Source organism: Methylorubrum rhodesianum (assembly GCF_014199985.1).
Lineage (GTDB): Bacteria > Pseudomonadota > Alphaproteobacteria > Rhizobiales > Beijerinckiaceae > Methylobacterium > Methylobacterium rhodesianum.
On record NZ_JACHOS010000012.1, the window covers coordinates 70,881 to 96,590 of the forward strand.

The following is a 25,710-nucleotide window of genomic DNA, read 5'->3' on the forward strand; positions in this document are numbered from 1 at the left end:
GGGGGGGGTCCTTGGCGACTTTGTTTTGGGTCCTGGTGCAGGGGCGCTATCCGGGGCGCCGTTTTTGGGTTCCCGTTTATTTTCTGCCCCTTCCCCCCCCCCCCCCCCCCCCCCCGGCTCCGGTGGCGGACGGCTGGGAAATGAGACGGCCGTGTGAACCCGCCCGCATCCACTACGCGGACTCGCGTCCCACCGGTCGGCTAGGGTTCGTGGACCGTGCGGACGGGTAGCTTCGAACCCGACGGTGGACGCATGGACACGGTAAGCTCGCAAGACATCGTCGACACCGTCCGGACCAGCCTGCTGGTTCTCGACATGGACCTTAGGGTCAAGTCGGCGAACCGCGCCTTCTACAACACCTTCAAGGTCGAGCCCGAGGCGACGGTCGGACGGCCGCTGTTCGAGCTCGGCAACGGCCAGTGGGGGATCCCCGAACTGCGCACGCTGCTCGGCGAGATCGTGCCGCGCGACGGGACCGTCGAGGGCTACGAGGTCGGGCACGACTTTCCCGGCATCGGCGTGAAGTGCATGCGCCTCAACGCCCGCAAGGTGTTCAGGGAGGACGGCCACGTTCCATACCTGCTCCTCGCCATCGACGACGTCACGGGCGAGCACGAGGCCCGGGCCGAGGCCGAGCGACAGCGACTTCTCGCCCAGGGCATCGTCGACACGGTTCGAGACCCGCTGGTGGTCCTCGAAGCCGACATGACAGTGGTCAGTGCCAGCCGCTCCTTCCTGCGCATGTTCGGCCTCGACGTTGGGACTGTGGTCGGCACGTCGCTCTACGACCTGTCGCAAGGCCAGTGGCGGGTCGGGCGGCTCCAGGATCTGCTCGGGCGGATCGTGCCCGACGACATGGCCATCGACGGCTTCGAGGTCGAGGACGAGTTCCCGGGACTCGGTCGGCGCATCTTCAAGCTCAACGCCCGCAAGGTCCACCGTCCCGGCAACCATATCACTCGGCTGCTCCTGGTCTTCGAGGACGTGACCGAGGCGCGAATGCTGGAGAGGCACCGCGACCTTCTCGCCGCCGAGCTCGCCCATCGCATCAAGAACAGCCTGCAGATCATCACCTCGTTCGTCTCGTACGAAATCCGCCGGGCGGCCGAACCCTGCGTCGAGGGCTACCGCGCGATGCAGGGCCGCATCGGCGCCGTGGCCGAGCTCTACGACGTGATCTCCCGCTCCTCGACGCTCGGCCCGGTGGCGATGGGGCCATATCTGGAGGGCATCGCCGGAAGCCTGCGTTCCAGCCTGCTCGGCGCCGAGGCCCGCATCGCCGTCGACGTCGAGGCGGAGCCGCTGTCCATCGTCGCCGACCAGGCGGTCACGGTCGGGTTGATCGTCAACGAACTCGCCACCAACGCGGTGAAGTACGCGTTTCCGTCCGGAGGGGGCCGCATCCTCCTCGGGTTCAGGCGCCGGGACGGTGAGGCGGTGCTCACGGTCGCCGACGACGGCATCGGGCTGGACGCGACCAGCGGCCCGGGTTCCGGCCTTGGATCCCGGTTCGTCGAGGCGTTCGTCCGCCAGCTCAACGGAACGCTCGCGATGGCAAGCGGCGCGGGCGGGACGACCGTGACGGTAAGGCTGCCGGCCTCCGTCCTGGCGTAGTCCGGTCGGGCGCCTCGCCTTCGGGGTCGCTCGGTTGTGAAAATTTCACCGGGCGACTTGGCGGGTCCGGCGACCGCCGCGCCCGACCCCGCTGCGAATTGTGGCAACGGCTGCTAGAACCGAAGCCTGATGGACGACACGGTCAAGCCACCCCCATACCGCGCGACGCCTGAGCGGCTCCGACGCGACCAAGCCAGGATCGAGGCCGAACTCGCCGGAATTGATGGCGGGACCGACCCGTTCCCCGCTGCCGTGCGGGCAACGCGCATGCCGATGGTCATCACCAATCCGCGCCGGCCGGACAATCCCATCGTCTTCGTCAACGATGCCTTCTGCCGCCTGACCGGTTATGCGCGGGAGGAGATCCTCGGGCGCAATTGCCGCTTCCTGCAGGGCCCTGAGACCGACCCGGAGACAGTCCGCCTGATCCGCGAGGCCATCGTCGCGCCCCGGTCCATCGAGATCGACATCCGCAACCACAAGAAGGACGGAACACCGTTCTGGAACCGGCTGCTGCTGGCGCCGGTCAACGACGCGGGCGGCGATCTCGCATACTTCTTCGCCAGCCAGTTGGACGTGACGGTCGAGCGTGAGCGCCTCGTCGTGCTGGAGGACGAGAACGCGGCGTTGACGGCCGAGCGGCGGGCCAACCTGGAGCGGCTGGCCTTCAGCGAGGAATCCCTGCGGCTCGCGACCGAGGCCGCCGAGGTGGGGACCTGGGACCTCGACCTGACCACCGACGTGCTGACCTGGTCGGATCGTACCAAGGCGATGTTCGGCATCTCGCCGGGCGTGCCCTGCAGCATGGCCGACTTCTATGCCGGGCTGCATCCGGACGACCTGGAGGTGACGAGCGCGGCCTTCGCCTCGGCGCTCGACCCGGCGCGGCGCGCGACCTACGACGTCGAGTACCGCACGGTCGGAAAGGAGGATGGCGTCGTCCGCTGGGTCGCGGCCAAGGGCAAGGGCCTGTTCGACGCGAGAGGAGCGTGCGTCCGGGCGCTCGGCACGGCCATCGACATCACGGCGCGGCGGCGAGCCGAGGAGGTCCGGCAAGCCAACGAGGCAAGGCTGCGCTTCCTCGACGCACTCGGCACGGAGACCGCCGGGAACACAGATGCCGAGGGCATCCTGTCGGTGACGACGCGCATGGTGGCGGGCCATCTGCGTCTCTCGAACTGCGCCTACGCCGACATGGACCCGGACGGGGAAGGCCTGACCATCCGCGGGGATTGGTCGGCGGAGGGCTCGCCGAGCATCGTCGGGCGCTACCGCCTCACCGATTTCGGCACGCTGGCCGCGACCTGCCTTCGTTCGGGCGAGTTGCTCGTCGTCGGCGACGTCCGGTCTGAACTGCCGGCTGCGGACGCTGCCTCCTTCCAGGCCGTTGGTGTCGCGGCGGTAGCCTGCATGCCCCTGGTCAAGGACGGGCGCCTGACGGCCATGATGGCCATCCACGACCGGGTGGCGCGGGCTTGGTCGGGCGACGACCTTGCGGTTCTCCGCGAGGTGACGGAGCGCTGCTGGGCGCATATCGAGCGCGTGCGCGCCGACGCCGCCCTGCGCGAGGCGGCGGGGCAGCTCGCGGCCCTGAACGCGACGCTTGAGCAGCGGGTCGAGGAGCGCACCGCCCGCCTGGGCGAGGCGGAGGCGGCGCTCCGGCAGTCGCAGAAGCTGGAGGCGGTCGGCCAGCTGACCGGGGGCGTGGCCCACGACTTCAACAACCTCCTGACCATCATCCGGTCCTCTGTCGACTTCCTGCGGCGACCCGACCTGCCGGACGACAGGCGAAGGCGCTACATGGACGCGGTCTCGGACACGGTGGAGCGCGCCACCAAGCTGACCGGGCAACTCCTGGCCTTCGCCCGAAGGCAGGCGCTCAAGCCCGAGGTGTTCGAGGCCGGCGCCCGTCTGAAAAGCGTGGCCGACATGCTCGACACGGTGACCGGTTCGCGCATCCGCGTGCTGACCGAGTTGCCCGAGCGTCCCTGTCACGTCCTGGCCGACGTGAGCCAGTTCGAGACGGCCGTCATCAACATGGCGGTGAATGCCCGCGACGCTATGGACGGCGAGGGCACGCTGACGCTGCGGCTGTCCTGCTCGCAGGGGATGCCTTCGATCCGCGGTCACGGCGGCAGCCCGGCGCCGTTCGCGGCGGTCTCGCTGTCGGACACGGGCACGGGCATCGCCCCGGAGCTCCTCGGACGCATCTTCGAGCCGTTCTACACCACGAAGGAAGTCGGCAAGGGAACGGGGTTGGGCCTGAGCCAGGTGTTCGGCTTCGCCAAGCAATCGGGCGGCGACGTGAACGTGGAGAGCGCTCCGGGGCGTGGGACCACGTTCACGCTGTACCTGCCCGAGATCGAGGCCGCCCCGGAGCCGGGCAGACATGAAACGGGAGACGAGGCCACCTCGTCCGGAGCCGGGCGGCGCGTGCTGGTCGTGGAGGACAACGTCGAGGTCGGGCGATTCGCCACGCAGATCCTCCAGGACTTGGGCTTCGCGACGGACTGGGCGGCGAACGCCGAGGAGGCCCTCGACCGGCTCGGCCCGGATGGCGCCGGCTTCCACGTCGTGTTCTCGGACGTGGTCATGCCCGGCATGGGCGGCCTCGCCATGGCCAAGCTGTTGCGCGGGCGGCTCCCCGGCCTGCCGGTCGTCCTGGCGTCCGGCTACAGCGATGCGCTGGCCCAGGGAGGTGGTGACGGCTTCGAGCTGCTGCACAAGCCCTACGCCGCCGACCAACTCGGGCGCACCCTGAACCGGGTGATCCGGCAGCACGGCCGAGCCATTTGAGCGCCGTAAGGCGACGCTAACGCAAGGTCCGAACGGACAGCTTCGAATCCGCATGAGCCGTACGGTCGGGCTCACCGGCCGCCCCCGACGCTTCGACCTGGCCGCGCCGCTGGAGGCGCAGCGCCACGATCCAGCACAGCACCGCCCAGGCCGACCCGACGCACCAGCCCGCCAACACGTCGGTCGCGTAGTGGACGCCGATGTAGACGCGGCTCAGCCCCACGACGACGGTGAGGAAGACGGCGAGCCCCATGAAGTACGCCTTCAGCCGTGCGCCCGCTGCGACCCTCGTCATGATCGCCCCCAGCGTCAGGAAGGTCACCGCAGAGAGCATGGCGTGGCTGCTGGGAAAGCTGGCTGTGAACACTTGGATGCCGCCGGGAATGTCGGGACGAGGGCGGTTGAAGAGCAGCTTCAGGCCGAAGCTGATGACCGTGCCGCCCAGCATCGAGCCCACCACCAGGAGGGCAGTCCCACGCCTGCGGACCAGGAGCAGGTACCCCACGGTCGCAGCCAGCAGGAAGCACAGGACGACCATGCTCCCAAGGGAGGTCACGTCGCGCGCCATCTCATGCACCCAGGCCGGCCCGATTGGGCCGGCGGCGCCGAGTGGACGGAAGAAGCGCGCGACCCGGGTGTCGAACGCCATGGTATCACCCTCCATCACCTCGCCGGCGAGGAGGCCGAACGCGAGGAGGAGTGCGGCGACGCAGAACAGCGTCGCCACGAGGCCGAGCTCCCGTTTCCCGAGGCGCGTCACGGCTGCTGCCCAGGCACCCAATTCGTTCATCCGCCTCGCCTCCCGGCCGGACCTCGGTACGCCGCCCCAGGTCTGACGCGCGTCGCCCGTGGGGCGAGGCGGCCAGACCGGGGATGCAAGGATCGTCGATGGACCGCGGCCCTGACCCACGGCGACTGCTTCTGGCCCGGCCTCGGGATGCGCGCGGCCGCCGTCCCCGGGCCGCCGGCATCCGTGCGAACTCCACGGATCGGGGGCAGGTCGCGCGCACGGCCCCGTGGACGAAGTCGCCGCGGCGCCGGACAAGGGCGGGGCCCCGGCGCGTCGCCATGCGGTGTCGACCGCAGGTTCATGACGCCGTCGCGTCCGCGCCCGGATGACGGCCGGCCCGCTGCGGTAGCAGGACGATGAGCGCCACGATGAAGGCCGCGATCACGGCGGAAGCGAGCGGCCGGCTCAGGTTCAGCCCGCCGTTGGCGACCGGCTTGTCGAGGAAATCGCCCACCGTGGCCCCGAGCGGGCGGGTCAGGATGAACGCCGCCCAGAAGAGCGTGACCCGTGAAACGGAGGTCCGGTAGTACAGGGCGATGACGACCGCGAGCGCCGCCGCGAAGACGAGGGCGCCACCCTCGTAGCCGAGGCCGCCGGTGTCCGCGAGCCAGTCGCCGAGCGCGGTGCCCAACGTCTGCGAGAAGGTGATCGCCCCCCAATAGAACGCCTCGACCCGCGGGGTCGAAACCGTGTCCACCGACACGGTGCCCTCGGTCGCGTACCAAAGCCCGAGCACGGCCGCGAGGCAGGCGAGTAGCAGGGTCGACCCGCCGGTGTATCCGATGCCGAGCGAGCGGTCGGCGAAGTCCGCCATCGTCGTACCGAAGGTGGTCGAGGCGACGATCGTGGACCAGTACAGGACCGGGTGGAACCGCTTCGATATGATCTGGGCGACCACGAGCGCGACCAGCAGCACGGCGAACAGGGCGGTGCCGGCGAGGTAGCCCCAGTTGAGGGTCATGGTGACGGTGTCGCCGCCGGTCTCCCCGAGCGTCGTGGCCAGGATCTTGATGATCCAGAAGCCCAGCGTGACCTCGGGTACCTTGCTCAGGGCGCGTTCGTAACGGTCGTCCATCGGACCTGCTCCTTCTTCGAGAAAAACCTCACGGCGCGTCGGCGCAGGCCGCCCGGCGACCGGCACGCTGCGGGATGAGGAGGACGAGCCCCGGCCATGACGAGCGCGAGCACGCCGGAGATCGTGATGTCGTCGATGCCCAGGCCGCCGGAAGCGACCGGCTTGTCGAGCGAGTTGGCGAGGGTGGCGCCGAGCGGCCGCGTCAGGACGAACGCCGTCCAGAACAGCATGGGCCTGGAAACACGCGTTCGCAGATGGAGGGCCGTGACCACGGCCAGCGCGACGAGGATGAGGAGCGCGCTCCCGTTGTACCCGAGCCCGCTGCTGTCAGCCATCCAGTCGCCCAACGCGGTGCCGAGCGTCTGGGAGAACATGACCGTGGCCCAGTAGAAACCTTCGGCCCGCGGGGACCGCACCGTCTCCACGGCGACCGTGCCGAGCGTGCGCTTCCACAGGATCAGGGTCGCGACGACCGATCCGAGCAGCACCAGGGACCCGCCCGCGTAGCCGATGCCGAGGGACCTGTCGCAGAAGTCGGCGAGGGTCGTGCCTGCGAGCGTCGTCGCGGTGACCACGGCCCAGTACAGGATCGGATGGAAGCGGTCCGCCCGGACCTGTGCGGCCAGCAGCACCGCCAGGGCGGCCCCGAAGATCGCCGTGCCGGCGAGATAGCCGAGGCCGAGCGTCAACGTGACGGCGTTCCCGCCGACCTCGCCCAGGGTCGTGGCCACGATCTTGATGGCCCAGAACCCGGCGGTGGCTTCAGGCACCTTGGCGGGTTCGACGTGTCCGGGTCGCTCGGTCGGTTGCATCGGGCTGCCGTGGGAAAGCGAGGGCTGGCTCACGCGGTGTGGGTCTGGTCGATGATGGCGAGCAGGTCGTCGACCGCGCGACGGCAGGCGGCCGGATCGGGGTTCGACGCCCGCAGCGCGTCGAGGGCGCGGTCGATGGCCTTGTCCACGACGTGCCAGTCGGCGGCGGCTCGCGGCTTCAGGCCGGCCTCGGACGCGTCCCAGGACAATTCCAGGTCCTTGATGCGCGTCTTGGCGGCGGCGAGGTCGCCCCGGTCGGTCATCGCCTTCACGTCGACGACGATGGTCCGGAACTTGGAGAGGTCGCCAAGCTTCGAGGCCGCCATCGCCTTGGGCGTCGCTCCGACGGCGGCGTCCTGCATCGCCAGCAGGCCCAGGGGGGCGGCCGTGGCACCGATGACCGTCGCGGCGATGGCGGCGAGGAGGATGTTTCGCATGGTCGTTCGCTCCGTGTCGTGCGGCGTTGGAAGGACTGGAGGATGGGGATGCGGGAGGCGGCGGACGGTCAGGCCCGCCGCTGTCCGGCCGGCTCGCCAGGGCGTCCGGAGACGAGGCTCAGGGACGTCACCAGGGCGACGATGACGGAGAAGAAGGCGAGGCTGGTGGAGGCCGTGCCGAAGCCGAGGCCGCCGTATTCCCGTGCCTGCGACAGCAGATCGCCCAGCGATGCGCCGAGGGGGCGCGTGACGATGTAGGCGAGCCAGAAGGTCGTCACCGGGTTCGCGCCGAGGCGCCAGGCGAGGGCGAGGGCGGCCAGGATCGTGCCGAAGATGACGACGCCGAGATTGAAGCCGAGCCCCAGCGCCTCGGTAGCCAGGTCGCCCGCGGCCGTGCCGAGCGCGAAGGTCAGGAGGATGGCGAGCCAGTAGAACGCCTCGCGGCGCCGGGTCACGATGGCGTGGATCGAGAGCGTCCGCTCGGTCGCGTACCAGAGGGCGAACACGGCGGCGAGGGCGGCCGCGAACACGCCGGTGCTGACGAAGAGGCTCACGCCGAGCTTGTCGGTCAGGATGTCGGTGACCTGCGTGCCGACCACGCTGACGAGGACGACGGTCGACCAATAGGTCCAGGGCACGTAGCGCCGCTCGCGCACCTGCAGGGCGAGGACGGCCGCGAGGAGGCCGGCCGTGAGGGTGGCGGTGACGGCGGCACCCAGGCCGACGTTCACCGCGAGGTAGTCCGCGCCGGTCTCGCCGACGGTCGTGGACAGGATCTTGATGACCCAGAAGGCCGCGGTGACCTCCGGTACCTTGTTCAAGACCTGGCGCTGGATCTCGCTCATCCCCGTCTCCCGTCCGTCATGGTCGGGCACGGTGATAGCGAGCCAGAATGAGGGCAGAATGAGCTTCGTCCGGAGGAGCCGCAGGCTCGGCCTCAGGCCGGCAGTCTGACGGTTGCGAGGGTCCCCTGCCCGTCACGTCGGTTTTCGACCGTCAGGCCGAGGTCGTTGCGCTCCGCGATGCGGCGGGCGATGGCGAGCCCGAGCCCTGTGCCTTCGACTTCCGGTGGCGCGGCCCGGAAGAAGCGGTCGAACAGGCGGCCCTCGCTTCCCGGCGGCAGCCCGCAGCCGGTGTCCCGAACCGTGACGACGCACGCACCGTTCCGGTTCAGCAGACGGACGTCGACCTGGCCTCCCGACGGCGTGTAGCGCAGGGCGTTGTCGACCAGGTTGGCGAACAGGACGCGGACCTCGTCCTCCGACGCGTGAAGCGTCGCGGGTGTCTCGATATGCACGCCCAGGTTGATGTCCTTGCGCTCGGCGAGCACGACGTGGTCGGCGACGCAGTCGAGCAGGAGCTGGCCGAGGTCGACGGATGCAGGACGGGCCTCGGCACCGTCGTCGAGCCGGGCGAGACGGAGCAGTTGATCCACCAGCCGGTTCGCCCTCCGGAGGCCGTCCGCCAGCGCCATACGCCGCGCGTCGCCCCCGCCACCGGCAGGCCCGCCGAGGGAGTCGAGTTGGATCTGCATCGCGGCAAGCGGCGTACGCAGTTCGTGCGCCGCGTCGGCCACGAACCGCTTCTGGGCGGCCAGAGCGGCCTGCAGGCGAAGGATGAGCCCGTTCATGGCCTCGACGAGGGGCGCCACCTCCGTCGGCACGCCGCGCGTCGGCAAGGGGCCTTGGGCGGCGGCGCCGCGCCCGGCGAGGTCATGCACCAAGCCGTCGAGCCGCCCGAGCGCCCGGTTCATCGCCCAGCCGACGACGATCCACGACAGCGGGACGAGGAGCAGCAGCGGGGCCACGGCGCCGAGCGCCGCATTGCGTGCGAACTCCGCCCTCACGACGTCGCGCTGGGCGACCCGGACCGTCGTGGTGCCGTTGGCGGTCGTGTAGGTGCGCCAGAGCTCGCCGCCCATGACGACGTTCGCGTATCCCGTGCGGCCGGGGTGGCGGACGTCGACGCCGCGGTCGTCGCGCAGGACCTGCCCGTCCTTCCAGATGGTGACGGCGAGTTGGTCCTCCGGGTCCTGGTCGGCGGCGGGCGGCGCGTCCGCGTCCGGGAGCCCGGGACCGGCGTTGAGGGCGACCTGCCGCAACTGCCCGTCGAGGAAATCGGCCGCCTCGATCCGCGCGAGGGCATAGGCCGCGACCATCGCGGCCAAGCCGATTCCGGCGAGCAGGGCGGTCATCCAGCCGAGCGTCGTGCGGCGCAAGGAGGCGGCCCTCATGGCTTGGGCACCATCCAGCCTGCGCCGCGGACGTTGAGGATCACGCCCTTGCCGACCTTGCGGCGGACCGTGAGGATCAGGGCGTCCACCGCGTTGCTCTCGACCTCCTCGCCCCACCCGTAGATGCGTTCCTCGATCTGCGCCCGAGAGAGGATGCGCCCCGGTCGCTCCATGAGCGCGTGCATGAGGGCGTATTCGCGCGCCGACAGGACCGCGACGGTTCCGGCGTGGGATAGCACATGGCTCTCCGTGTCGAGTTCGGTCTCGGCGGCCACGAGCCGCGCGGTCGCCCGCCCGGCCCGGCGCCGCAGGATCGCCCGCATCCGGGCGAGCAGCTCGCGCATCTCGAACGGCTTGACCAGGTAGTCGTCGGCCCCGAGGTCGAGGCCGGCGACGCGGCTGTCGAGTCCGTCCCGCGCCGTGATGATGAGCACCGACATGTCGTTGCCCGCCGTCCGCGCGGACCTGAGAACCTGCAGGCCGTCGGCGCCCGGCAGGCCGAGGTCCAGCAGGACCAATGCGTGGCCGCCGACCCGCAGCGCCGTTTCGGCCATGGGGCCGTCGCGTACCCAATCGACGGAGTAGCCTTCGGCGGCAAGGCCGTGCGACAACCCTTCGCCGATCATGCGGTCGTCCTCGATCAGCAGCACGCGCATGGGTCGCCTTGTTCGGGTCGGAGCATTCATGGCGCGGTGCTGGCCGTGACCGCTCGCAAGCCGGAGCCGGAACTGAGCCGCGCCACGGACCGGTCCTAGCCTGCAGCCGAGACAACAGCGACGTGAGAAGTCGCTTACCCTAAAGGCGTAAGCATTCCTTTGGACTTGAGGAAAGCAGCCCTGGATCGGCGCCTCGGAGGCGGTGTCGGGTTTCGGGAGATTTCCGGCCACGTGCCGACGTCTGCGTCCGACCTGCCGCCACTGGGCATATGGCGAGCCGTCATGACGGCGCCGAGCGGACAGCACGGATCACCGTCGGGCTTGCGATACACCAAATGGCTCGGGATGAATGCGGATGGCGCGTTGCCGAATCGCCGGTGGTGGCCGGACCCAAAACCACATACTGCCCGTTCCGGCACCTCGCCCCTAGTTGGCCTTGCAGGCGAGTGACGCAACGACCTACCATCATGAACGTCATCACGCGGCCTTTGTAGTTTTTGGTCGTTGGAAGTGCGTCATCGTCGTTCTATACGACTTGATGTTCAAGGGGTATCAGGCCGGTGACATCGTCCTGGAGTTGGGCCGTCAAGTCGAGTTCCTGCCAGTAGGAGGCGGGGGCCGGGATGCCTCGCCGCCATACGATGTCCACGTTGACGTTCGGGTCGGTGAACCTCGCGTTCTTCTCGTCTTCCAGAAAAGCGTGTGTCGAGGCCCAAAGGCGCAACGTTTCGTCGAGGTCCGGCGAAGCGATGCGGGCCGTGACGGACTGGCACCGCAGCATCGCGCGCACGAGGGGCGCGGCTTGAGCGGCGCCGGGTGCGGTAAGCGCCCGCAACCCCCCGATGTAGTCCGACCGGTAGATGGTCGGCACCACGATTCGCGACTTCCCCCCGCCGACCAATTCCTTCGTCATCATGATGCGGGCGGTCCGACCGTTGCCGTCGTTGAAGGGATGGACGAGGACGATGAGGGTGTGGGCGAACACGCCGCGGGCGAACGGGGCCTGCAGGTCGCGCAGCATGGCGAAACCCTCGCGCAGAGTCCCCTTGACGAGGTCAGGCAACACGAAGACGGTGTTGCCGGCGCTGTTGGCATCCTCCTTGAACTCGCCCGGCTTCTTGTCGGGGCGCGCGTCGAGCAACCGCGCGTTCCGCTCGCGGATCTCGGCCATGAACTCATCGACGGACGATGCGCGCGCCTCGCCCGGCACGATGCTCGCGACCTGGGCAAAGGTTTGCGTCACGTCGCGACCGTCCTGCGGCCGCCCATCGGCCGGTTCGTGCTCGAACACGATGCGCCGCGCCTTGTCGACGAGGAAGCGCGTGCCCTCGATGTAGTTGGTGAAGTACGCCTCGACGAATGACGTGCAGTCCCGCTCGCCGGGACCGACGTGCGGGTCGGCCAAGTCGGGCGCGACGCGCCCGAGGGTCATCGCCAAGACCTTGAGGCGCTCCATGCACTCGGGGTCGTAGGGGTCGTCCGGCCGGCGCCGCGCGGCCACGTCCCTTGCGACCAAACCGGCTTTGCGCGTTCCGAGGATGGTCCCGATGATATCGAGGAGGACCTGCAGTTCCTGTTCCGCCCCAAGCGAGCCTGCGATGCACTCGGCCCGCTGCCGGATCTCCCGGAGACCGTCCTCATGGGCGGTCTTCAGCAACCGCTCGACCTCTCGTTCGACGCCTTCCCTTCCGACGGTGCGGCTAGGCCCACTCCGTGCGCGTGATGCCTGCAGGTTCTCCAGCAGGGCGCGCGCGTCGCTCGGAAGGTAGACCCCGAGGAAGGACATGTCCCCCTCCAACGGCCCTGGACCGGGGAAGGTTCTGATTTCCAAGCCGGGCAGTGACAACCGCCTGCGGGCCTTCCCGTGCGGATCGGTCGCGAACACCCAGCCCGGGAAGACGACGCGCCCGTCCGGCCCGCGCTCACGCCAGGGATTCCTCTGCAGGGCAGTCCGGCCCCTGAGCACGGCACCAGGCGCGTATCGAGCGAGGATGGGAGCCCATCCGCCGCAGACAATCTCTTCGACGGGACGACCGTTGCACACCGCATAGATGCCGTCGCCGACCCGCCGGAGCTTGCCGGCGGCGGCCTGCCGCTGAAGGGACCGGTCGCGTTGCGGGTCGCCTCGCGTGAGGATCAGATCACCGTGCGTCGTAGCCACTTAACGCCCCCGGGCGGCGGAAGCCCCGTCGCTTATATCGACATAATAACCTCTTGTGTCGTTTAAAACAACATAAGCTCGCAATTGCCCTAAGGCAGGCTGATATACCCGTCTACTACTCGATTCCCGGACAAGGCAACCATGTCTCCGAGCGGTTGGAAGTCGAAGACCCCCTCAGACCGGCATGCCGGTCAAGGAGCGCGGGTTCACCTCGGCCCGATATCCCTTCGAATGCCTGAGCAGGCGCCGCATCTCATCGAGCCAGCCGAGGTCCTCGGCGGACTGGTCGTAGAGGCAGATGGCCAGCCCGTGTTCGAGGACCGGCTCGATCTTGGCGTATGCCTCGGAGGAATGCATCGCGGCAACGGCCTTGTCCCGGGATGGCCAGCGCGCCATCAGCGCGAACTCGACGTACCGGATGTCCCGGTCGTGCAGGTAGAAGACGACGTTCTTGTGCCGGAAGCGGGGACGCTGGAAGACGGGTCGCGGCCTCAGATCGACGAGTGCCCGCGCGGCGTTGGTCGCAATCAGGCGCAGCAGAGGCTCCTCCGTCAGCCCCTCGATGTCGACGAAGGCGACGGCGCCCTCTCAGTCGTCCTGGCCGGGGAAGAGGGTGTATTGCAGGTCCGGCATGGACGGGACGGCATGCGGCGCCAGCGCCCGGGTCGGGAAGCTGAGGATCTTGCGTTCGGCCATCGTCAGGCTTCCGGGACCAAGGAGGCGGCACGCCTCTCGACGGAGGCCAAGTCACGCAGCCGGACGGCATGTTCGGGCAGGCCCCCGCCGGGAGGCACGAACGTGCCGTGCTCGTCCTTCAGATCACCTTTCTTGATGAAGAAATCCTCATGCATTCGCTCGCCGACGCCGGTGAATGGAACGATGACCATCTGGGCCTGGGTCGGCGCCTTTCCGTCCTTGGGCCGTTGCGGAAGTTCCGTAACGATGGTGTCGGAGTGAAGCTCGACCGCGAGGCTCTTCACGTAAGGCTCGACGTAATAGACCCGCTTCACCCCGGCGGTGACGAGGTGCCGGGCACAGTTATGGCAGGGATATACGGTGCAATAGAGCGTCCACTGACGACTGTTGCCGGCCCTTCGTGCGGGCGAGGCGCTCGGGTCGCCTGTCGCGGTGAAAAGCGTCGGGTTGACCGGTTACCGTGGCAAAGCAGCGTTGATGGCCTCGATGACCTTCTCACCGTTGTCGAGGGTCGTCACGACGCCAGGGCCGTTTCCGTCCAGGAAACTGGGATTGCGGATGAGCCAATCAGCCGGGCTGAAGTGGTCGAATTCCGGCGTGGATGCCGGGAGGATCCTGAACACCGTCTCCATGCGCTTCACCAGCCGGCCGGGGCCCGGTGCATCCTTGTCAAGCTTGGCTAGGGTCAGTGCGGAACGCCCCTTGAGCTCGAAGGCGCCGTTGACAATGCCGACATAGGTCTCGGGCTCGAATATGTCCTCGACGTCGCCCTCGGCGATGCCGAGCACGTCGGGATAATTCATGATGCGGCTCTCTGGTATGGCACCGGCGGCCTTGAGCTGCTCAAGCTTGCGCTTGTCGCCCTGGGCTCTGTCGGACATCACCGCCAGGTGTAGGTTCGCGCCCTTGAACAGGGAGACGAACGACTGGATCTTGTCGAGCCCACCGGCCGGACAGATCGTCCAGCGGGGGTCGAGCGCGGTCCGTCGCCGTCGCTTCAGCTGAGCCGACAGGGCCTTGAGGAACAGGATGTCGCCCGGTCCCTCGACCAGCAGGGTGTGCTTGCCGATGAACAGCGCCTGGGTGACGTCGTAGCCCAAGGCGGCCTGGAGGGGGAAGAGGGTGTCCGGGTCCGTGGCGAGCACGTCGCCCCTGACCTTGGTACCCTTCGTCGTCCAGAAGCCTGGACGCTTCTGCTCGACCTGGTCCTCGATGATCCGGGAGAGCGTCAGGTCGTCGGGCGGCACCATGAAGGGCGAATGCGTGGAGAAGACCACTTGGTGCTTCGGCAGGAGTCGGTCGGCGAAGTACCGCAGCAGATCGGCCTGGGCCTTGCCGTGGAGGGTCAGCCCCGGCTCGTCCAGCAGGAGTATCTGGTTGCCCCCACGCTTGCTTACCTGCGCGAACTTCACCAGGAACGAGAAGAACCAGATGAACCCGGCGCTACGCTCCGAGAACGGCACCGTCACCCTGTGAAGGGTGTTCCTGACACGGGCGCGGGCGATCGCGCCGGCGTTGAACGGGGCGGGGTCGCCCGCTTCCGCCTTCGTGACCCTGACCTCAAGCTCCAGGAACGCGTTCTACGTCCAGTATTCCTGCAATTGGTCGGTGATGGCGTTCGATGCGGATTCACACTTGGCGTTCAGCGACTCGTAGGTCGTCGACGCCTTGATCTCCTCCACCGAGGTCCCGGCGAATTCGAGGAAGTCGAGGAAAACCCTCTCGCCGACGTCCAAATGCGTGTTTCCATGCGGATGTCCGGGATGGTGGTACGGTGCGTCCCCGTTGCGTACGATGTCGTCGACCCGGATTTGCCCGGCCATGCGGTCGTAATACGAAAAGTACATGAACTGGGGCGTCACGGAGCGGATGTAGCTCCCAACGAAACCCACCGCGTTCTGGCCGGGGAACGACCTGATCGTTTCCAGGAGCGCGACTTGGTCCGGCGTCGGCTCCGCCAACGCCTCCAACGCCTTTCGGAGCATGTCCGTGGTTGTGGCTTCCGCAAGCGGTTCCCTGACGGTTTCGCCGAGGCCGTGGCTGGCCATCAGGTACTCGGCGATGGCCGGGTAGTTCAGCGGAACGTCGATGCGGAAGGTTTCGTCGTCGTAGCGGCGCGAGAGGGTGATCTGACGCGACCGGAGACAGTCGGGGCCCAACGCTTCGGCCAGCGTCGCCACATCCTCGGGCGATAGGGACCATTTGGACGTGATGACGATTGCCTCGCCCTCCTCCTTCGGATGCCGTGCGTCGTACTCGTTCAGGTGCCGCCTGGGGTAGTCCCGTTCCCTATCGAATACCGTTGGTGTCGCCGGGTGGGGATTCAGGCCGGCCAAGGCTTGAAGGAGGGCGGTCTTGCCAGCCTCGTTCTTGCCGACAAGACAGACCATGTCGCCGAGCGTGACCTCTTCCGAATCCTCGACGCTGCGAAAATTGGTGACCCTGAAACTGTCGAGCCTCATTCCATCCCTCGTAGTCGGTCCGCAGCTTCGCGGATGGCCAAGCAACTGCAATCGCAGATTGGTCTGCTAGACGATGCCGGATTTCGCTGCCCCTGGGTTTGGCGAGCCCGGCGCATAAGCGGTCCTGAAGTCCCGGTGGTTCGCCAACGCCAACGGCCTATAGGGACCTTTCCCATCACATTGGGTCACCTCGGCCAGATCGAATCTTTCCCTGACGCTCGGGTGGACCAGGGCATCCTCCGGGATCTCCCGGACCTTCACCGGCCATCCCAGCCATCCCATGCGACGGGACAGCCAGCGGGGAAGGATGCCGGCGATGGAGTCGTGCATGCCGGCGACCTCGCAGTGCTGCATGCCATCGGACGCCGGATGCAGGTGCAGCCGGCCGGTACCGGGCTCTCCGGACACCATCCCGTCGACCCGAAGCGGATCCGGGATCTTGGTGGCCTGCTCCACCATCCACTGCAAGGCGACGTCGGACAGCCGGCTCTCGGCTTCGGGGTAGCTGCCGCCGATGTCGGAGTGGTTGCCGGCGAACCACATCTGGATGAGCGGATCGGGCTCGCCCTGGACCTTTTTCCGCACCCCGTCCCGGCTGCCCCACCTGACCCGCGGGAAGTCGGCGCGGGTCTCGTCGATGGAGAGGGCATGCCGGGCATAGCCGACATGGCCGCTCAGCAGTTGGTCGTAGTTCCCGGAGCGCCATTGCGCGATGTGCCAGCGCGCCTTCCCGTTCACCGGTGAGTCGGTGATGGTCTTGACCGCTGTCGGCAGCCAACGCCAGAGGACGAACGCCGCAGTGAGCGAGAGGGTGGCCAGGAACGGGCGCCAGTAGCCGGTGCCGAACGCTAGGTCGGACAGGACGGCGGGCACGGCTGCAACCAGCACGGCCAGGATCGTCAGGCCGGCCGCGATGCCCCACCACTTGGGTCCGGTCGCGCCGAGCGAGGCGACGGTGTCGAACACGCCGATGAAGTGCGGTGCCACGTTCGAGGAAAGGTCGTCACCCGACCTGTACTTGCGCCGGAATCGCCTCGCCAACTCGAACCGGTCCTTCTCGTAGTCGCCGCCCCGGGGTGAACCCGCGCCGTACTCATAGACCTTGATCACCGCCTCATCCGCGATGTCCCGCGTCGCCTTGCGGAAGCGTGGAAGGTCTCCGCCCGGCACTTTCGTCGGGACGCCGCACAGGAACAGAACGTTGGCCACGCAACGGGCCGTGTAGGCCCCTCGGCTGAAGCCGATCAGGTAGATGCGGTCGCCGGGCTCGTAGTGGTTGATGGCGAACTCGTAGCAGTCGGCGATGTTCTTCGTGATGCCCAGGCCGGTCACCGAGGACAGCAGCTTCTGCAGTCGGCGGTAGGCACCGACGAAACCCGGGGCCGAGCCGTCCGTGCCGAGGCCGGCGTCGTAGAAGGCGACCTGCTCGCGCGGGTCGATGCCGCTGTCCGGCCCGACCCGGCAGACGCGGTAGAGCTTGTAGACGTTGCTGAGGCGCTGTTCCTCGCGGAGGCCACCTTCCTGGCCGGTGCCATCCGAGAAGACCACGATGTTCTTAGCCACGCCCCCCTCCTGCAGCCGGGATGGTCCTGGAATGGAGCCCATCTTGCGAGGCTGGATCGCGTCCGACGCCCAGTCAGACCGGTTAAGCCCAGCTTCGGGAGTCGCAACCGCCAGGTTCCTTGTTTGTTCCCAATCTGCGACCAGAGTGTACGCGCTGACGGAGGCCATGGCCTCCGAGCACGAAGCCCGGCGGGCGAAGTCGCGCCCTGCACGCGAACAACCTCACCCCTGACACCAAGGCGGCCGGAATGGCGGCCGGGACCTAACCCCCTACCGGCGGCCGGCCCCGCCGGTGCCCGGATTTGAACCTCGCTCACCGGACCGAACGGTTGGGGCGGATACATCCAAGGACTTTCGTCGGGGCGCCACTCGTTGAGCGCCAAATAGCTCATGGTCTGCCCGCGTGGATGTGCTATGCACCCCGCATCATGTCGGCCACCCGGTCCTTTTGGCGTTCGTTGCTCACGGTCTTCCAGATCGTGTCGCTTGCCGCCTTTTCGGTGGCGGGTGCGGGACACTCGCACGCGGGGGAGCTTCACGTCGGACACGACACGTCCGTCTCGGTCGGGTACCAAGTGACTGGAGGGCCAGGTCAGGTTGACGACATGGTGGGCCATGCCGACCGAAGCGCCGAAGAGTCGGTGGCTGGTCCTTGCGGCCTTTGCTGCCCAGCGTCGTTCGCGCGCTGGGACTGCTTGACCGTCGTGGTTGCCTGGAAGCCCGAGCGAACGTTGGCTGGCGTCCGCAAAGTCACGTTCGACAGCGTGGTTCCTGAGACGCTTCCTGAACCCCCTCGAACCTTCGCCTGAGGTCCGCGCTCCAACGCGCGCCCTGAGCGGCTGTCCGTGAACGACAGCCGCCAGCCTCCTTTACGCGAAGGCTCGATCATCCCATGCGTGTTCTCTACGCCTCCGCCCTGCGGACGGCTCTCCTGGCGTTTGGCCTCTGGGCCGGTGCGCCGACGCTCGCCGTCGCCCATGAGGGGCACGACCACGGCAACGAGGCGCAGGCTCCGGCGGCGGCTACAGCGCCGCGCAGTACGTCGAGCACCGACGCGCTCGAATTGGTCGCCATCGTCCGAAGCGGCCGCTTGGCCGTGTTCCTCGACCGTGTGGGCACCAACGAGCCTGTGACGGACGCCGTCGTCCGAGCCGAGACGCCGGACGGCTCCCTCACCGCCTCGCCCATGCCGGACGGCAGCTACGCGGTCGATGCACATTGGAGCCTGCACCCCGGCGAGCACGAGGTGCTCTTCACCGTGACCGCGGCAGGCTCAACCGACATGTTTCCGGTCACGTTGACGGTGCGGGAGGCACCGCCGCCGAAGTCTGAGGCGGGTGTCTCCGCGTGGGCATCCGGCCTCGCCGCGGCCCACGACTTTCAGCGCCACCTGAAGGAGGCCGACCCGCTGCCGCTGGCCATCGGCGGCACCGGCTTCCTTCTCGGCATCGCGGTCACGCTCCTGATGAAGGGGCGCCGTTACTTGCCGGCCACTGCCCTCGTCGCCCTCATCGTCGCCCTCGCGTTCGCGCCGCGCGCCTTCGCGGGCGAGGGGCACGGTCACGGGAGTGCCCCCGGATCGCAAACCACCCTCATGGCCGCCCCGGCGCCGGCGGGACAGGACTTGGCGCGACGTCAACCGGACGGGTCGATCTTCGTGCCCAAGCCCACCCAGAGGGTACTGGCCGTGCGCACGGTGGTGACATCCTCCGACATCATGCGCCGCACCGTCGAGCTGCCGGGGCGCATCGTGCCCGATCCGAGTGCCAGCGGGGTCGTGCAGTCCTCGGTCGGCGGCCGGCTCTCGCCGCCGGAATCCGGGATCTTCCCGCGGCTCGGCACGCGGGTGCGCAAGGGCGAGGTGCTGGCCTATGTCACGCCGCCGGTGCAGGCGGTCGACGCCTCCGACATGCGCCAACGCCAGGGCGAACTCGACCAGCAGATCGCAGTCACGGAGCGACGGGTCGAACGTTACCGCAAGCTCGCACCGGGCGGCGCCGTATCGCAGGTGCAACTGGAGGACGCCCAGGCCGAGCTGAAGGGTCTGCTCGACCGCCGCGCCGCCCTCGACACAATCCGCCAGCAGCCCGAAGCACTCAAGGCGCCGGTCGACGGCGTGATCGCCGAGGCGACCGCCGTGGCCGGGCAGATGGCGAGCCCCGGCGTGCAGGTGTTCCAGATCGTCGACCCGACCCGCCTCTGGATCGAGGCGCTGAGCTTCGACGCCCTCACCGGCGGCCAGCACGCCACCGCCCGCCTTGCCGACGGTCGCATGCTGCGCCTCGCCTACATGGGCGCAGGGCTCGCCGACCGCAGCCAAGCCGTGCCGATGCACTTCGCCGTCGAAGGCGCGCCGTCGGAACTGCGGACCGGGCAGTTCGTCACCGTGCTGGCCGCAACCGACGCACAGCAGAAGGGGTTGGCGCTTCCGCGCATGAGCGTGGTGCGTGGCGGCAACGGCCAAAGCATCGTCTACGAGCACACCGCGCCGGAGCGCTTCGAGCCCCGCGAGGTGCGGGTCGAGCCGCTCGATGCGGGGCAGGTGCTGGTCGTCTCCGGGCTCGCCGCGGGCAAGCGGATCGTGACCCAAGGCGCCGAACTCCTCAACCAGGTCCGCTGAGGAGGCCAACCCGTGTTCACGCTCCTCGTCACGCAATCCCTGCGCAACCGCCTCCTCGTACTGGCGCTTGCCGCGGTGCTCGTCATCTACGGTGCCTTCACCGCGACCAAGCTTCCGGTCGACGTATTCCCGGACCTCAATCGGCCGACGGTGACGATCATGACCGAGGCCGAGGGACTCGCCCCCCAGGAGGTCGAGCAGCTCGTCACGTTCCCGGTCGAGACGCAGATGAACGGCCTGCCGGGCGTGACCCGGGTGCGTTCCGTGTCCGGCGTCGGCCTCTCGGTGATCTACGTCGAGTTCGACTGGGGCACCGACATCTACCGCAACCGCCAGCAGGTCGCCGAGCGCCTCGCGATGGTGCGCCCGCAACTACCCCCAAACGTCAACCCGATGATGGGTCCGGTCTCCTCGATCATGGGCCAGATCGTGATGGTCGCCCTCAACGGCGGCACGGTCTCGCCGATGCAATTGCGGGAACTCGCCGACTTCACCATCCGACCACGCCTGCTCTCGATCCCCGGCGTCGCCCAGGTGATCCCGATGGGCGGCGAGGTGCGCCAGTTCCGCGTCGCGCCCCAGCCCACGGCCCTGCGGGCGCTCGGCGTCACCCATGGCCAACTGGAGACGGCGCTGGCTCAGTTCGGCACCAACACCGGCGGCGGCTTCACCGACCAGTACGCCCGCGAGTACCTGATCCGGAACCTCGGCCGGAGCATGAGCCTCGACGACCTGCGCAACATGGTCGTCGCCACCGTCAACGGCCGACCGATCTACCTGCGGCAGGTGGCCGAGGTCTCCTTCGCGGCCCGGGTGAAGCGGGGTGATGCCGGTTACATGGGCGCGCCCGCGGTCGTGGTCTCGGTCGAGAAGCAGCCGGCCGTCGACACGGTGCGGCTCACCCGCGAGGTCGAGACGGCCCTCGCGGAGATCACCGCCAGCCTGAACGCCTGCGGCCCCGACGCGGGCAAGGGCAGCTCGGATCGGACGGGTCCGTCCGTGGCCGAACCCGTCGGCGAGGCATGCGCCTTCAAGGGCGTGCGCGCCGACCAGCTCATCTTCCGGCAGGCGAACTTCATCGAGACCTCGATACGCAACGTCGAGACGGTGCTGATGGAGGCCGTCGTCGTCGTCGCGGTGGTGCTGTTCGCCTTCCTCTTGAACGTGCGCACCACCGCGATCTCGCTCACGGCGATCCCGGTCTCGATCCTGGCGACCGCGGTCGTGTTCCACCTCGCCGGGCTGTCGATCAATACGATGACCCTTGGCGGCCTCGCCATCGCCATCGGCGAACTCGTCGACGACGCGGTGGTCGACGTCGAAAACATTTTTCGGAGACTCGGCGAGAACCGTAAAGCGGGTAACCCCAAAAGCGTCTTCACAGTCGTGGTAGAGGCCTCGAACGAGGTGCGCTCCGGCATCGTCTACGCCACTATGGTGATCGTGCTGGTGTTCGTGCCGCTCTTCGCCCTGTCGGGCATCGAGGGCCGGCTCTTCGCCCCGCTGGGTCAGGCCTACATCGTCTCGATCCTGGCGAGCCTCCTCGTCTCCATCACCCTGACGCCGGTGCTGGCCTACTACCTGCTGCCGGGCCTCAAGCGACTGGAGGAGCATGACAGCCAATTCCTCAAGTGGCTTAAGCGCGGGAACGCCGCCCTGCTGCGCGGCCTGCTCGGGCATGGCCGGCCGGTCATGGCGGTCGCCGGTCTGGCGGTGGCGGCGGCCGGGCTCGCGGCGACCTTCCTGCCACGCACCTTCCTGCCGCCGTTCAACGAGGGCTCGTTCACGGTCAACATGACCTTCAACCCCGGCATCTCGCTGGCCGAGAGCAACCGGATCGGACTGGTGGCGGAACGGCTGCTCCTGGAGATGCAGGACGTGAAGTCCATCGGTCGCCGCACCGGCCGGGCCGAGCTCGACGAGCACGCGGAAGGCGTCCACTCCTCCGACCTTGAGATCGACCTGAAGCCGGGGTCGCGACCCAAGCCCGAACTCGTCACCGACATCCGCGGGCGCCTCGCGGTGCTGCCCGTCAGCGTCAACGTCGGCCAGCCGATCTCGCACCGGCTCGACCACATGCTCTCGGGCGTGCGCGCCGAGATCGCGCTCAAGATCTTCGGCGAGGATCTCGACACCCTGCGCGCGCTCGCCGAGGACACGAGGGCGCGGCTCTCGGACATCCCCGGCCTCGCCGACCTCCAGGTCGAGAAGCAGGTGCTCATCCCCCAGTTGGAAATTCGCGTCGACTATGCCCGCGCGGCCCTCTACGGCGTCCAACCCGCGGCCCTGGTCGAGCAGTTGAGCCGCCTGTCGAACGGGCAGGTGGTCTCGCGGGTGGTGGACGGCTACCGCCGCTTCGACGTGGTGATGCGCCTCTCCGACACGATGCGCACGACCCAGCGCCTCGGCGACCTCCTCATCGAGACCCCGTCCGGCTGGGTGCCGGCCCGCCAGATCGCCGACATCCGCGAGACCGACGGGCCGAACCAGATCCTGCGCGAGAACGCCCGGCGCCGCATCGTCGTGCAGGCCAACACCCAACCCGGCTCCGACATGGGAAAGATCGTCCAGGCCATCCAGGAGAAGGTCGCCGCGGCGAACTTGCCCAACGGGTACGCCACGAGCCTGGAGGGCTCTTTCCAGGCCCAGGCAGAGGCGAGCCGGACCATCGGCCTGCTGTCGCTGCTCTCCCTCGCCCTGGTCTTCGCGCTGCTCTACTCCCGTTACCGCTCGGTCGTCTTCACGCTGATCATCCTAGGCAGCATCCCGCTCGCCCTGATCGGCTCGGTGGCCGCCCTTTGGATAGCCGGGCAACCACTCTCGGTCGCCTCGATGATCGGCTTCATCACGCTGACCGGCATCGCCACCCGCAACGGCATCCTCAAGATCAGCCACTACCTGAACCTTGCCATCCACGAGGGCATGCCGTTCGGGCGCGACCTCGTCATCCGCGGCAGCTTGGAGCGGCTGGCGCCGGTCCTGATGACGGCGCTCTCGGCGGGCGTCGCCCTGGTGCCGCTGATGATCGGCGCCGACGCGCCGGGCAAGGAGATCCTGCACCCCGTGGCGGTGACGATCTTCGGCGGCCTGATCAGTGCGACGCTGCTCGACACCGTGCTGACCCCGGTGCTGTTCCTGACCTTCGGCCGCAAGCCCCTGGAGCGGCTGCGGGACGAGGCCCGTCACCGCCCCGAGGCTTCACCCGAGGCACCGAGAAGTTCGCCCGTCGAGGCGTTCTGAGACCTTCCCGACCCCCGAGAAAGGACATCGTCATGCGCTCCCCCTTCCGCCTCGCCGTCGTTGCCGTCGCCATCGCCCTCGCGTCGCCCTGCCTCGCCGCCGGCCCGAACGGCGGCCAGACGACGGTCGCCGATGGACATCCCGTCGAGTTCGTCGCGACCGAGACCGGCATCACCTTCTTCGTGACCGGTGAGGACGGCAAGCCGGTCGAGACCGCCGGCCTCTCGGCCAAGGCATTCGTGCAGGTCGGAGGCAAGACGGAGACGCTGACCCTGAAGCCGGGGGCGCCGAACAAGCTCATGGCCGACCTTAAGGCCCCGCTGGCGGCGGGAGCGAAGGTCGTGCTGTCCGCGAAGATGCACGGGCACAACATCCAGGCGCGGTTCGAGAAGCAGTAGGGCCGTCGGTGGGGCGGCCCGTGCGGTTCCTTCCGCGCAGGCCGCCTCGGCCCGGCTACCTCCGGGTCAGGACAAATGGCCCAGGAGCACCAGGAAGCCCAGGAGCAGGAAGCACACCGCCAGCACCTTGACGAGGTCGCGTCCCGCCCGCCTTCTGACGTGCGGACGGGCACGACGCCTGCCGCGCGGCTTGGACTCCCATCTCTCGATTTCCCGGGCCAGCTTCTTGCCTACCATGGCCGCGCCGCCTCAGACGGGAAGGTGCGGGAACTCCGCGGAGAGTGCCTCGTCCTCGACCTGGACGGTGACGTGCTCGATGCCGTGCCGCTCCTTCATTAGGCCCCGCACGGCACGGATCACCGCCGGCCCGCCGGCGACGTCGTCGACCACCACGTGCCCGCTCATCGCGTCGAAGCCCGACGTCAACGTCCAGGCATGCAGGTCGTAGGCGCGGCGCACCCCCGGCATCGCCTCGATCTCGGTCTTCAGGGCGGCGAGGTCCACGCCGGGAGGCGTGCCCTCCAACAGGATGTGAAGGGCTTCGCTCAGCAGTCGCCAGGTCCGGGGTACGATGAACAGGCCTATGCCGGCGCCGATGAGAGGATCGACCCAGGTCCAGCCCGTGCCCATCACCACGAGGGCCGCGAGGATGACGCCGACCGAGCCCAGCATGTCCGAAAAGACTTCGAAGTAGGCGCCCTTCACGTTGAGGCTCTCGGACGAGCCGCCCGACAGCAGCTTCATGCTGGCGAGGTTCACGCCCAGCCCAACCAGCGCCACCAGCATCATCGGCCAGCCGAGGATCTCGGTCGGCTCCACGAAGCGCCGATAGGCCTCGTAGAGGATGTAGGCGGTGACCCCGAGCAGCACGACGGCGTTGGCGAGCGCCGCGAGGATCTCGAAGCGCATATACCCGAAGCTCTTGCCCGCCGTCGGCGCCTTGGCCGCGTAGTGAATGGCGAGCAACGCCAGGGCGAGGCCGCCGGCGTCCGTGACCATGTGCGCGGCATCCGCCAGGAGCGCGAGGCTGCCGGTGAGCAGGCCGCCGACGACCTCGGCGAACATGTAGGTCAAGGTCAGCCCGAGCGCCCAGGCGAGGCGTCCCTTGTTGCGGGCCGCAGCCGAGCCCGAGGGAATGCCGCCGCCGTGCGAATGCCCATGGCCGCCGCCGTGTGCGTGTCCGTGTCCCATATGCCGATCCCAGGTTTGCGATGATGTGTCCGACCGCGGGTTTCAGGGCGCGATTCCGCCGATCAGGTCGGCCACGTGTGCGCCAGCCGGATGCCCGGCCTCGACGTGGTGCGTCCCGGAACAGGCCTGGTATCCGGGGCCGAACGTCGTCATGACGAGTTCGCGCCGTCCGTCCGCGGTTTCGCGGCTGGCCAGCAGCGCCTGCCCACCGGGCCAGAGTTCCGCATCCGCCGTCGGTCCCGGCTCGGGTTCGCCGTAACGGCGAACGCCTTCGTCGTGGATGGCCCGACGCGCTTTCGCGAGGTCGTCGCCGGAGAGTGGCACGCCGACCCAGACCACCTGCTGCAGCCCCTCGGTCCGGCAGATCACCAGGATGACCTCGGCCGTCCCGGGTCCCGTGGCCGGCCGCCAACCCTGCGGGTAGTACAGGGCCGTCAAGTTCGCCTCGCGGTCGACCTTCAGCGGACGGGGCACTTCGGAGAGCGGTCCCCACGCAAGGCCGAACGGCGCCTCGCCCGCATCGGCGGCGAGGGCCGGGACGACCGCGAATGCGGCCGCGTGAAGGACGCGCAGGTGCCACCTCATCGCTCGGTCTCCCGTCGGACCCGGTTCCTAGGACGCGGGTCCACGCAGTCGGTGGTAGAGGGCACGAACCGCGTCCGAGTAATCGGTGGCCGGATTGGCCGCGCAGAACGTGCGTAGGAAGTCCGCCTGGGCGGCCAAGGGCATGGAGGGCGGCGCGAGGTCCAAGCCCTCGTCGACCCCGTCCGGCGCCCGGATCAGCGCGCCGCTCATGAACCCCTGCGCCCAGGCGAAGTAGTCGCGCTCCATGGCTGGCTGCGCCGCGGCATCCGCGCCGAACCGGGCACAGGAGGCGGCACCGATGCCGACGATCTTGGTCGGCTCGGCCTGAACGGCCATGGTCAAGCCGAACCACACGAGCATGCCCGACCGGACCCTTCCCAT

Annotated in this window: 21 protein-coding genes and 1 pseudogene; 5 read left to right on the forward strand and 17 right to left on the reverse strand. The window is 68.6% G+C overall.

The genetic code is table 11. The features are described from left to right. The first annotated feature begins 252 nt into the window (after positions 1-252). Together HNR01_RS17935 and HNR01_RS17940 are read left to right on the forward strand one after the other, a co-directional pair. A complete protein-coding gene (locus HNR01_RS17935; protein ID WP_012455880.1) occupies positions 253-1,614 on the forward strand; it encodes a sensor histidine kinase in 1,362 nt (453 codons plus the stop codon). Positions 1,615-1,743: 129 nt separating this feature from the next. After that, positions 1,744-4,410 carry a PAS domain S-box protein gene (locus tag HNR01_RS17940; RefSeq protein ID WP_003596880.1) on the forward strand — a complete coding sequence of 889 codons (2,667 nt, stop codon included), beginning with the start codon at positions 1,744-1,746 and terminating at the stop codon, positions 4,408-4,410. A 16-nt stretch (positions 4,411-4,426) separates the two neighbouring features. On the opposite strand, the gene HNR01_RS17945 is transcribed toward HNR01_RS17940, so the two are convergent. The 14 genes and pseudogenes from HNR01_RS17945 to HNR01_RS18010 all read right to left on the reverse strand — a co-directional run bounded on the left by HNR01_RS17945 (position 4,427) and on the right by HNR01_RS18010 (position 17,295). Then, positions 4,427-5,200: a phosphatase PAP2 family protein gene (locus tag HNR01_RS17945; RefSeq protein ID WP_003596879.1), complete on the reverse strand. Its 774-nt coding sequence runs from the start codon at positions 5,198-5,200 to the stop codon at positions 4,427-4,429. A 298-nt stretch (positions 5,201-5,498) separates the two neighbouring features. After that, a complete protein-coding gene (locus tag HNR01_RS17950; RefSeq protein WP_003596877.1) occupies positions 5,499-6,275 on the reverse strand; it encodes a COG4705 family protein in 777 nt (258 codons plus the stop codon). Continuing rightward, the gene (locus tag HNR01_RS17955; RefSeq protein ID WP_238229975.1) at positions 6,248-7,045 is read right to left on the reverse strand and encodes a COG4705 family protein; all 798 of its coding nucleotides are present in this window, start codon (positions 7,043-7,045) and stop codon (positions 6,248-6,250) included. Before HNR01_RS17955 ends, HNR01_RS17950 begins: the two co-directional genes overlap by 28 nt. 71 nt (positions 7,046-7,116) lie before the next feature. After that, positions 7,117-7,524, reverse strand: a complete 408-nt coding sequence (locus HNR01_RS17960; protein ID WP_003596871.1) for a hypothetical protein — start codon at positions 7,522-7,524, stop codon at positions 7,117-7,119. A 68-nt stretch (positions 7,525-7,592) separates the two neighbouring features. After that, a complete protein-coding gene (locus HNR01_RS17965; protein ID WP_003596870.1) occupies positions 7,593-8,369 on the reverse strand; it encodes a COG4705 family protein in 777 nt (258 codons plus the stop codon). Positions 8,370-8,461: 92 nt separating this feature from the next. After that, the gene (locus HNR01_RS17970; RefSeq protein ID WP_012455878.1) at positions 8,462-9,757 is read right to left on the reverse strand and encodes a sensor histidine kinase; all 1,296 of its coding nucleotides are present in this window, start codon (positions 9,755-9,757) and stop codon (positions 8,462-8,464) included. Beyond that, positions 9,754-10,413 carry a response regulator transcription factor gene (locus HNR01_RS17975; protein ID WP_003596865.1) on the reverse strand — a complete coding sequence of 220 codons (660 nt, stop codon included), beginning with the start codon at positions 10,411-10,413 and terminating at the stop codon, positions 9,754-9,756. Before HNR01_RS17975 ends, HNR01_RS17970 begins: the two co-directional genes overlap by 4 nt. Before the next feature lie 526 nt (positions 10,414-10,939). Then, entirely contained in the window at positions 10,940-12,298 is a 1,359-nt protein-coding gene (locus tag HNR01_RS17980; protein WP_312893372.1) for a Fic family protein, read from the reverse strand. 450 nt (positions 12,299-12,748) lie between these two features. Then, complete coding sequence (locus HNR01_RS17985) at positions 12,749-12,970, reverse strand: hypothetical protein (protein WP_003596862.1); 222 nt, start codon at positions 12,968-12,970, stop codon at positions 12,749-12,751. 302 nt (positions 12,971-13,272) lie between these two features. Beyond that, complete coding sequence (locus tag HNR01_RS17990; protein WP_231343942.1) at positions 13,273-13,554, reverse strand: hypothetical protein; 282 nt, start codon at positions 13,552-13,554, stop codon at positions 13,273-13,275. Beyond that, a pseudogene (locus HNR01_RS28270) lies at positions 13,555-13,641 on the reverse strand (hypothetical protein); the annotation flags it as partial. A gap of 84 nt (positions 13,642-13,725) precedes the next feature. Continuing rightward, positions 13,726-14,739, reverse strand: a complete 1,014-nt coding sequence (locus HNR01_RS18000; RefSeq protein WP_017484342.1) for an ATP-dependent nuclease — start codon at positions 14,737-14,739, stop codon at positions 13,726-13,728. Positions 14,740-14,850: 111 nt separating this feature from the next. Beyond that, on the reverse strand, positions 14,851-15,732 hold the full coding sequence (locus HNR01_RS18005; protein ID WP_003596854.1) for an AAA family ATPase: 882 nt from the start codon (positions 15,730-15,732) through the stop codon (positions 14,851-14,853). Positions 15,733-15,798: 66 nt separating this feature from the next. Next, positions 15,799-17,295, reverse strand: coding sequence for a T6SS phospholipase effector Tle1-like catalytic domain-containing protein (locus tag HNR01_RS18010; protein WP_012455877.1), 1,497 nt, complete (start codon positions 17,293-17,295; stop codon positions 15,799-15,801). An 892-nt stretch (positions 17,296-18,187) separates the two neighbouring features. Between HNR01_RS18010 and HNR01_RS18015 the strand changes: the two genes are divergently transcribed. The 3 genes from HNR01_RS18015 to HNR01_RS18025 are packed head-to-tail and all read left to right on the forward strand — an operon-like array spanning position 18,188 to position 23,553. Further along, complete coding sequence (locus HNR01_RS18015) at positions 18,188-19,915, forward strand: efflux RND transporter periplasmic adaptor subunit (RefSeq protein ID WP_012455876.1); 1,728 nt, start codon at positions 18,188-18,190, stop codon at positions 19,913-19,915. Positions 19,916-19,927: 12 nt separating this feature from the next. Continuing rightward, entirely contained in the window at positions 19,928-23,155 is a 3,228-nt protein-coding gene (locus HNR01_RS18020) for an efflux RND transporter permease subunit (RefSeq protein ID WP_003596851.1), read from the forward strand. A gap of 32 nt (positions 23,156-23,187) precedes the next feature. Continuing rightward, positions 23,188-23,553, forward strand: coding sequence for a hypothetical protein (locus HNR01_RS18025; RefSeq protein ID WP_003596849.1), 366 nt, complete (start codon positions 23,188-23,190; stop codon positions 23,551-23,553). A 249-nt stretch (positions 23,554-23,802) separates the two neighbouring features. On the opposite strand, the gene HNR01_RS18030 is transcribed toward HNR01_RS18025, so the two are convergent. The 3 genes from HNR01_RS18030 to HNR01_RS18040 are packed head-to-tail and all read right to left on the reverse strand — an operon-like array spanning position 23,803 to position 25,710. Continuing rightward, positions 23,803-24,744, reverse strand: a complete 942-nt coding sequence (locus HNR01_RS18030) for a cation diffusion facilitator family transporter (protein ID WP_003596846.1) — start codon at positions 24,742-24,744, stop codon at positions 23,803-23,805. Between the two features lie 42 nt (positions 24,745-24,786). After that, on the reverse strand, positions 24,787-25,329 hold the full coding sequence (locus tag HNR01_RS18035) for a hypothetical protein (RefSeq protein ID WP_003596842.1): 543 nt from the start codon (positions 25,327-25,329) through the stop codon (positions 24,787-24,789). A 27-nt stretch (positions 25,330-25,356) separates the two neighbouring features. Then, complete coding sequence (locus HNR01_RS18040) at positions 25,357-25,710, reverse strand: hypothetical protein (RefSeq protein WP_003596841.1); 354 nt, start codon at positions 25,708-25,710, stop codon at positions 25,357-25,359.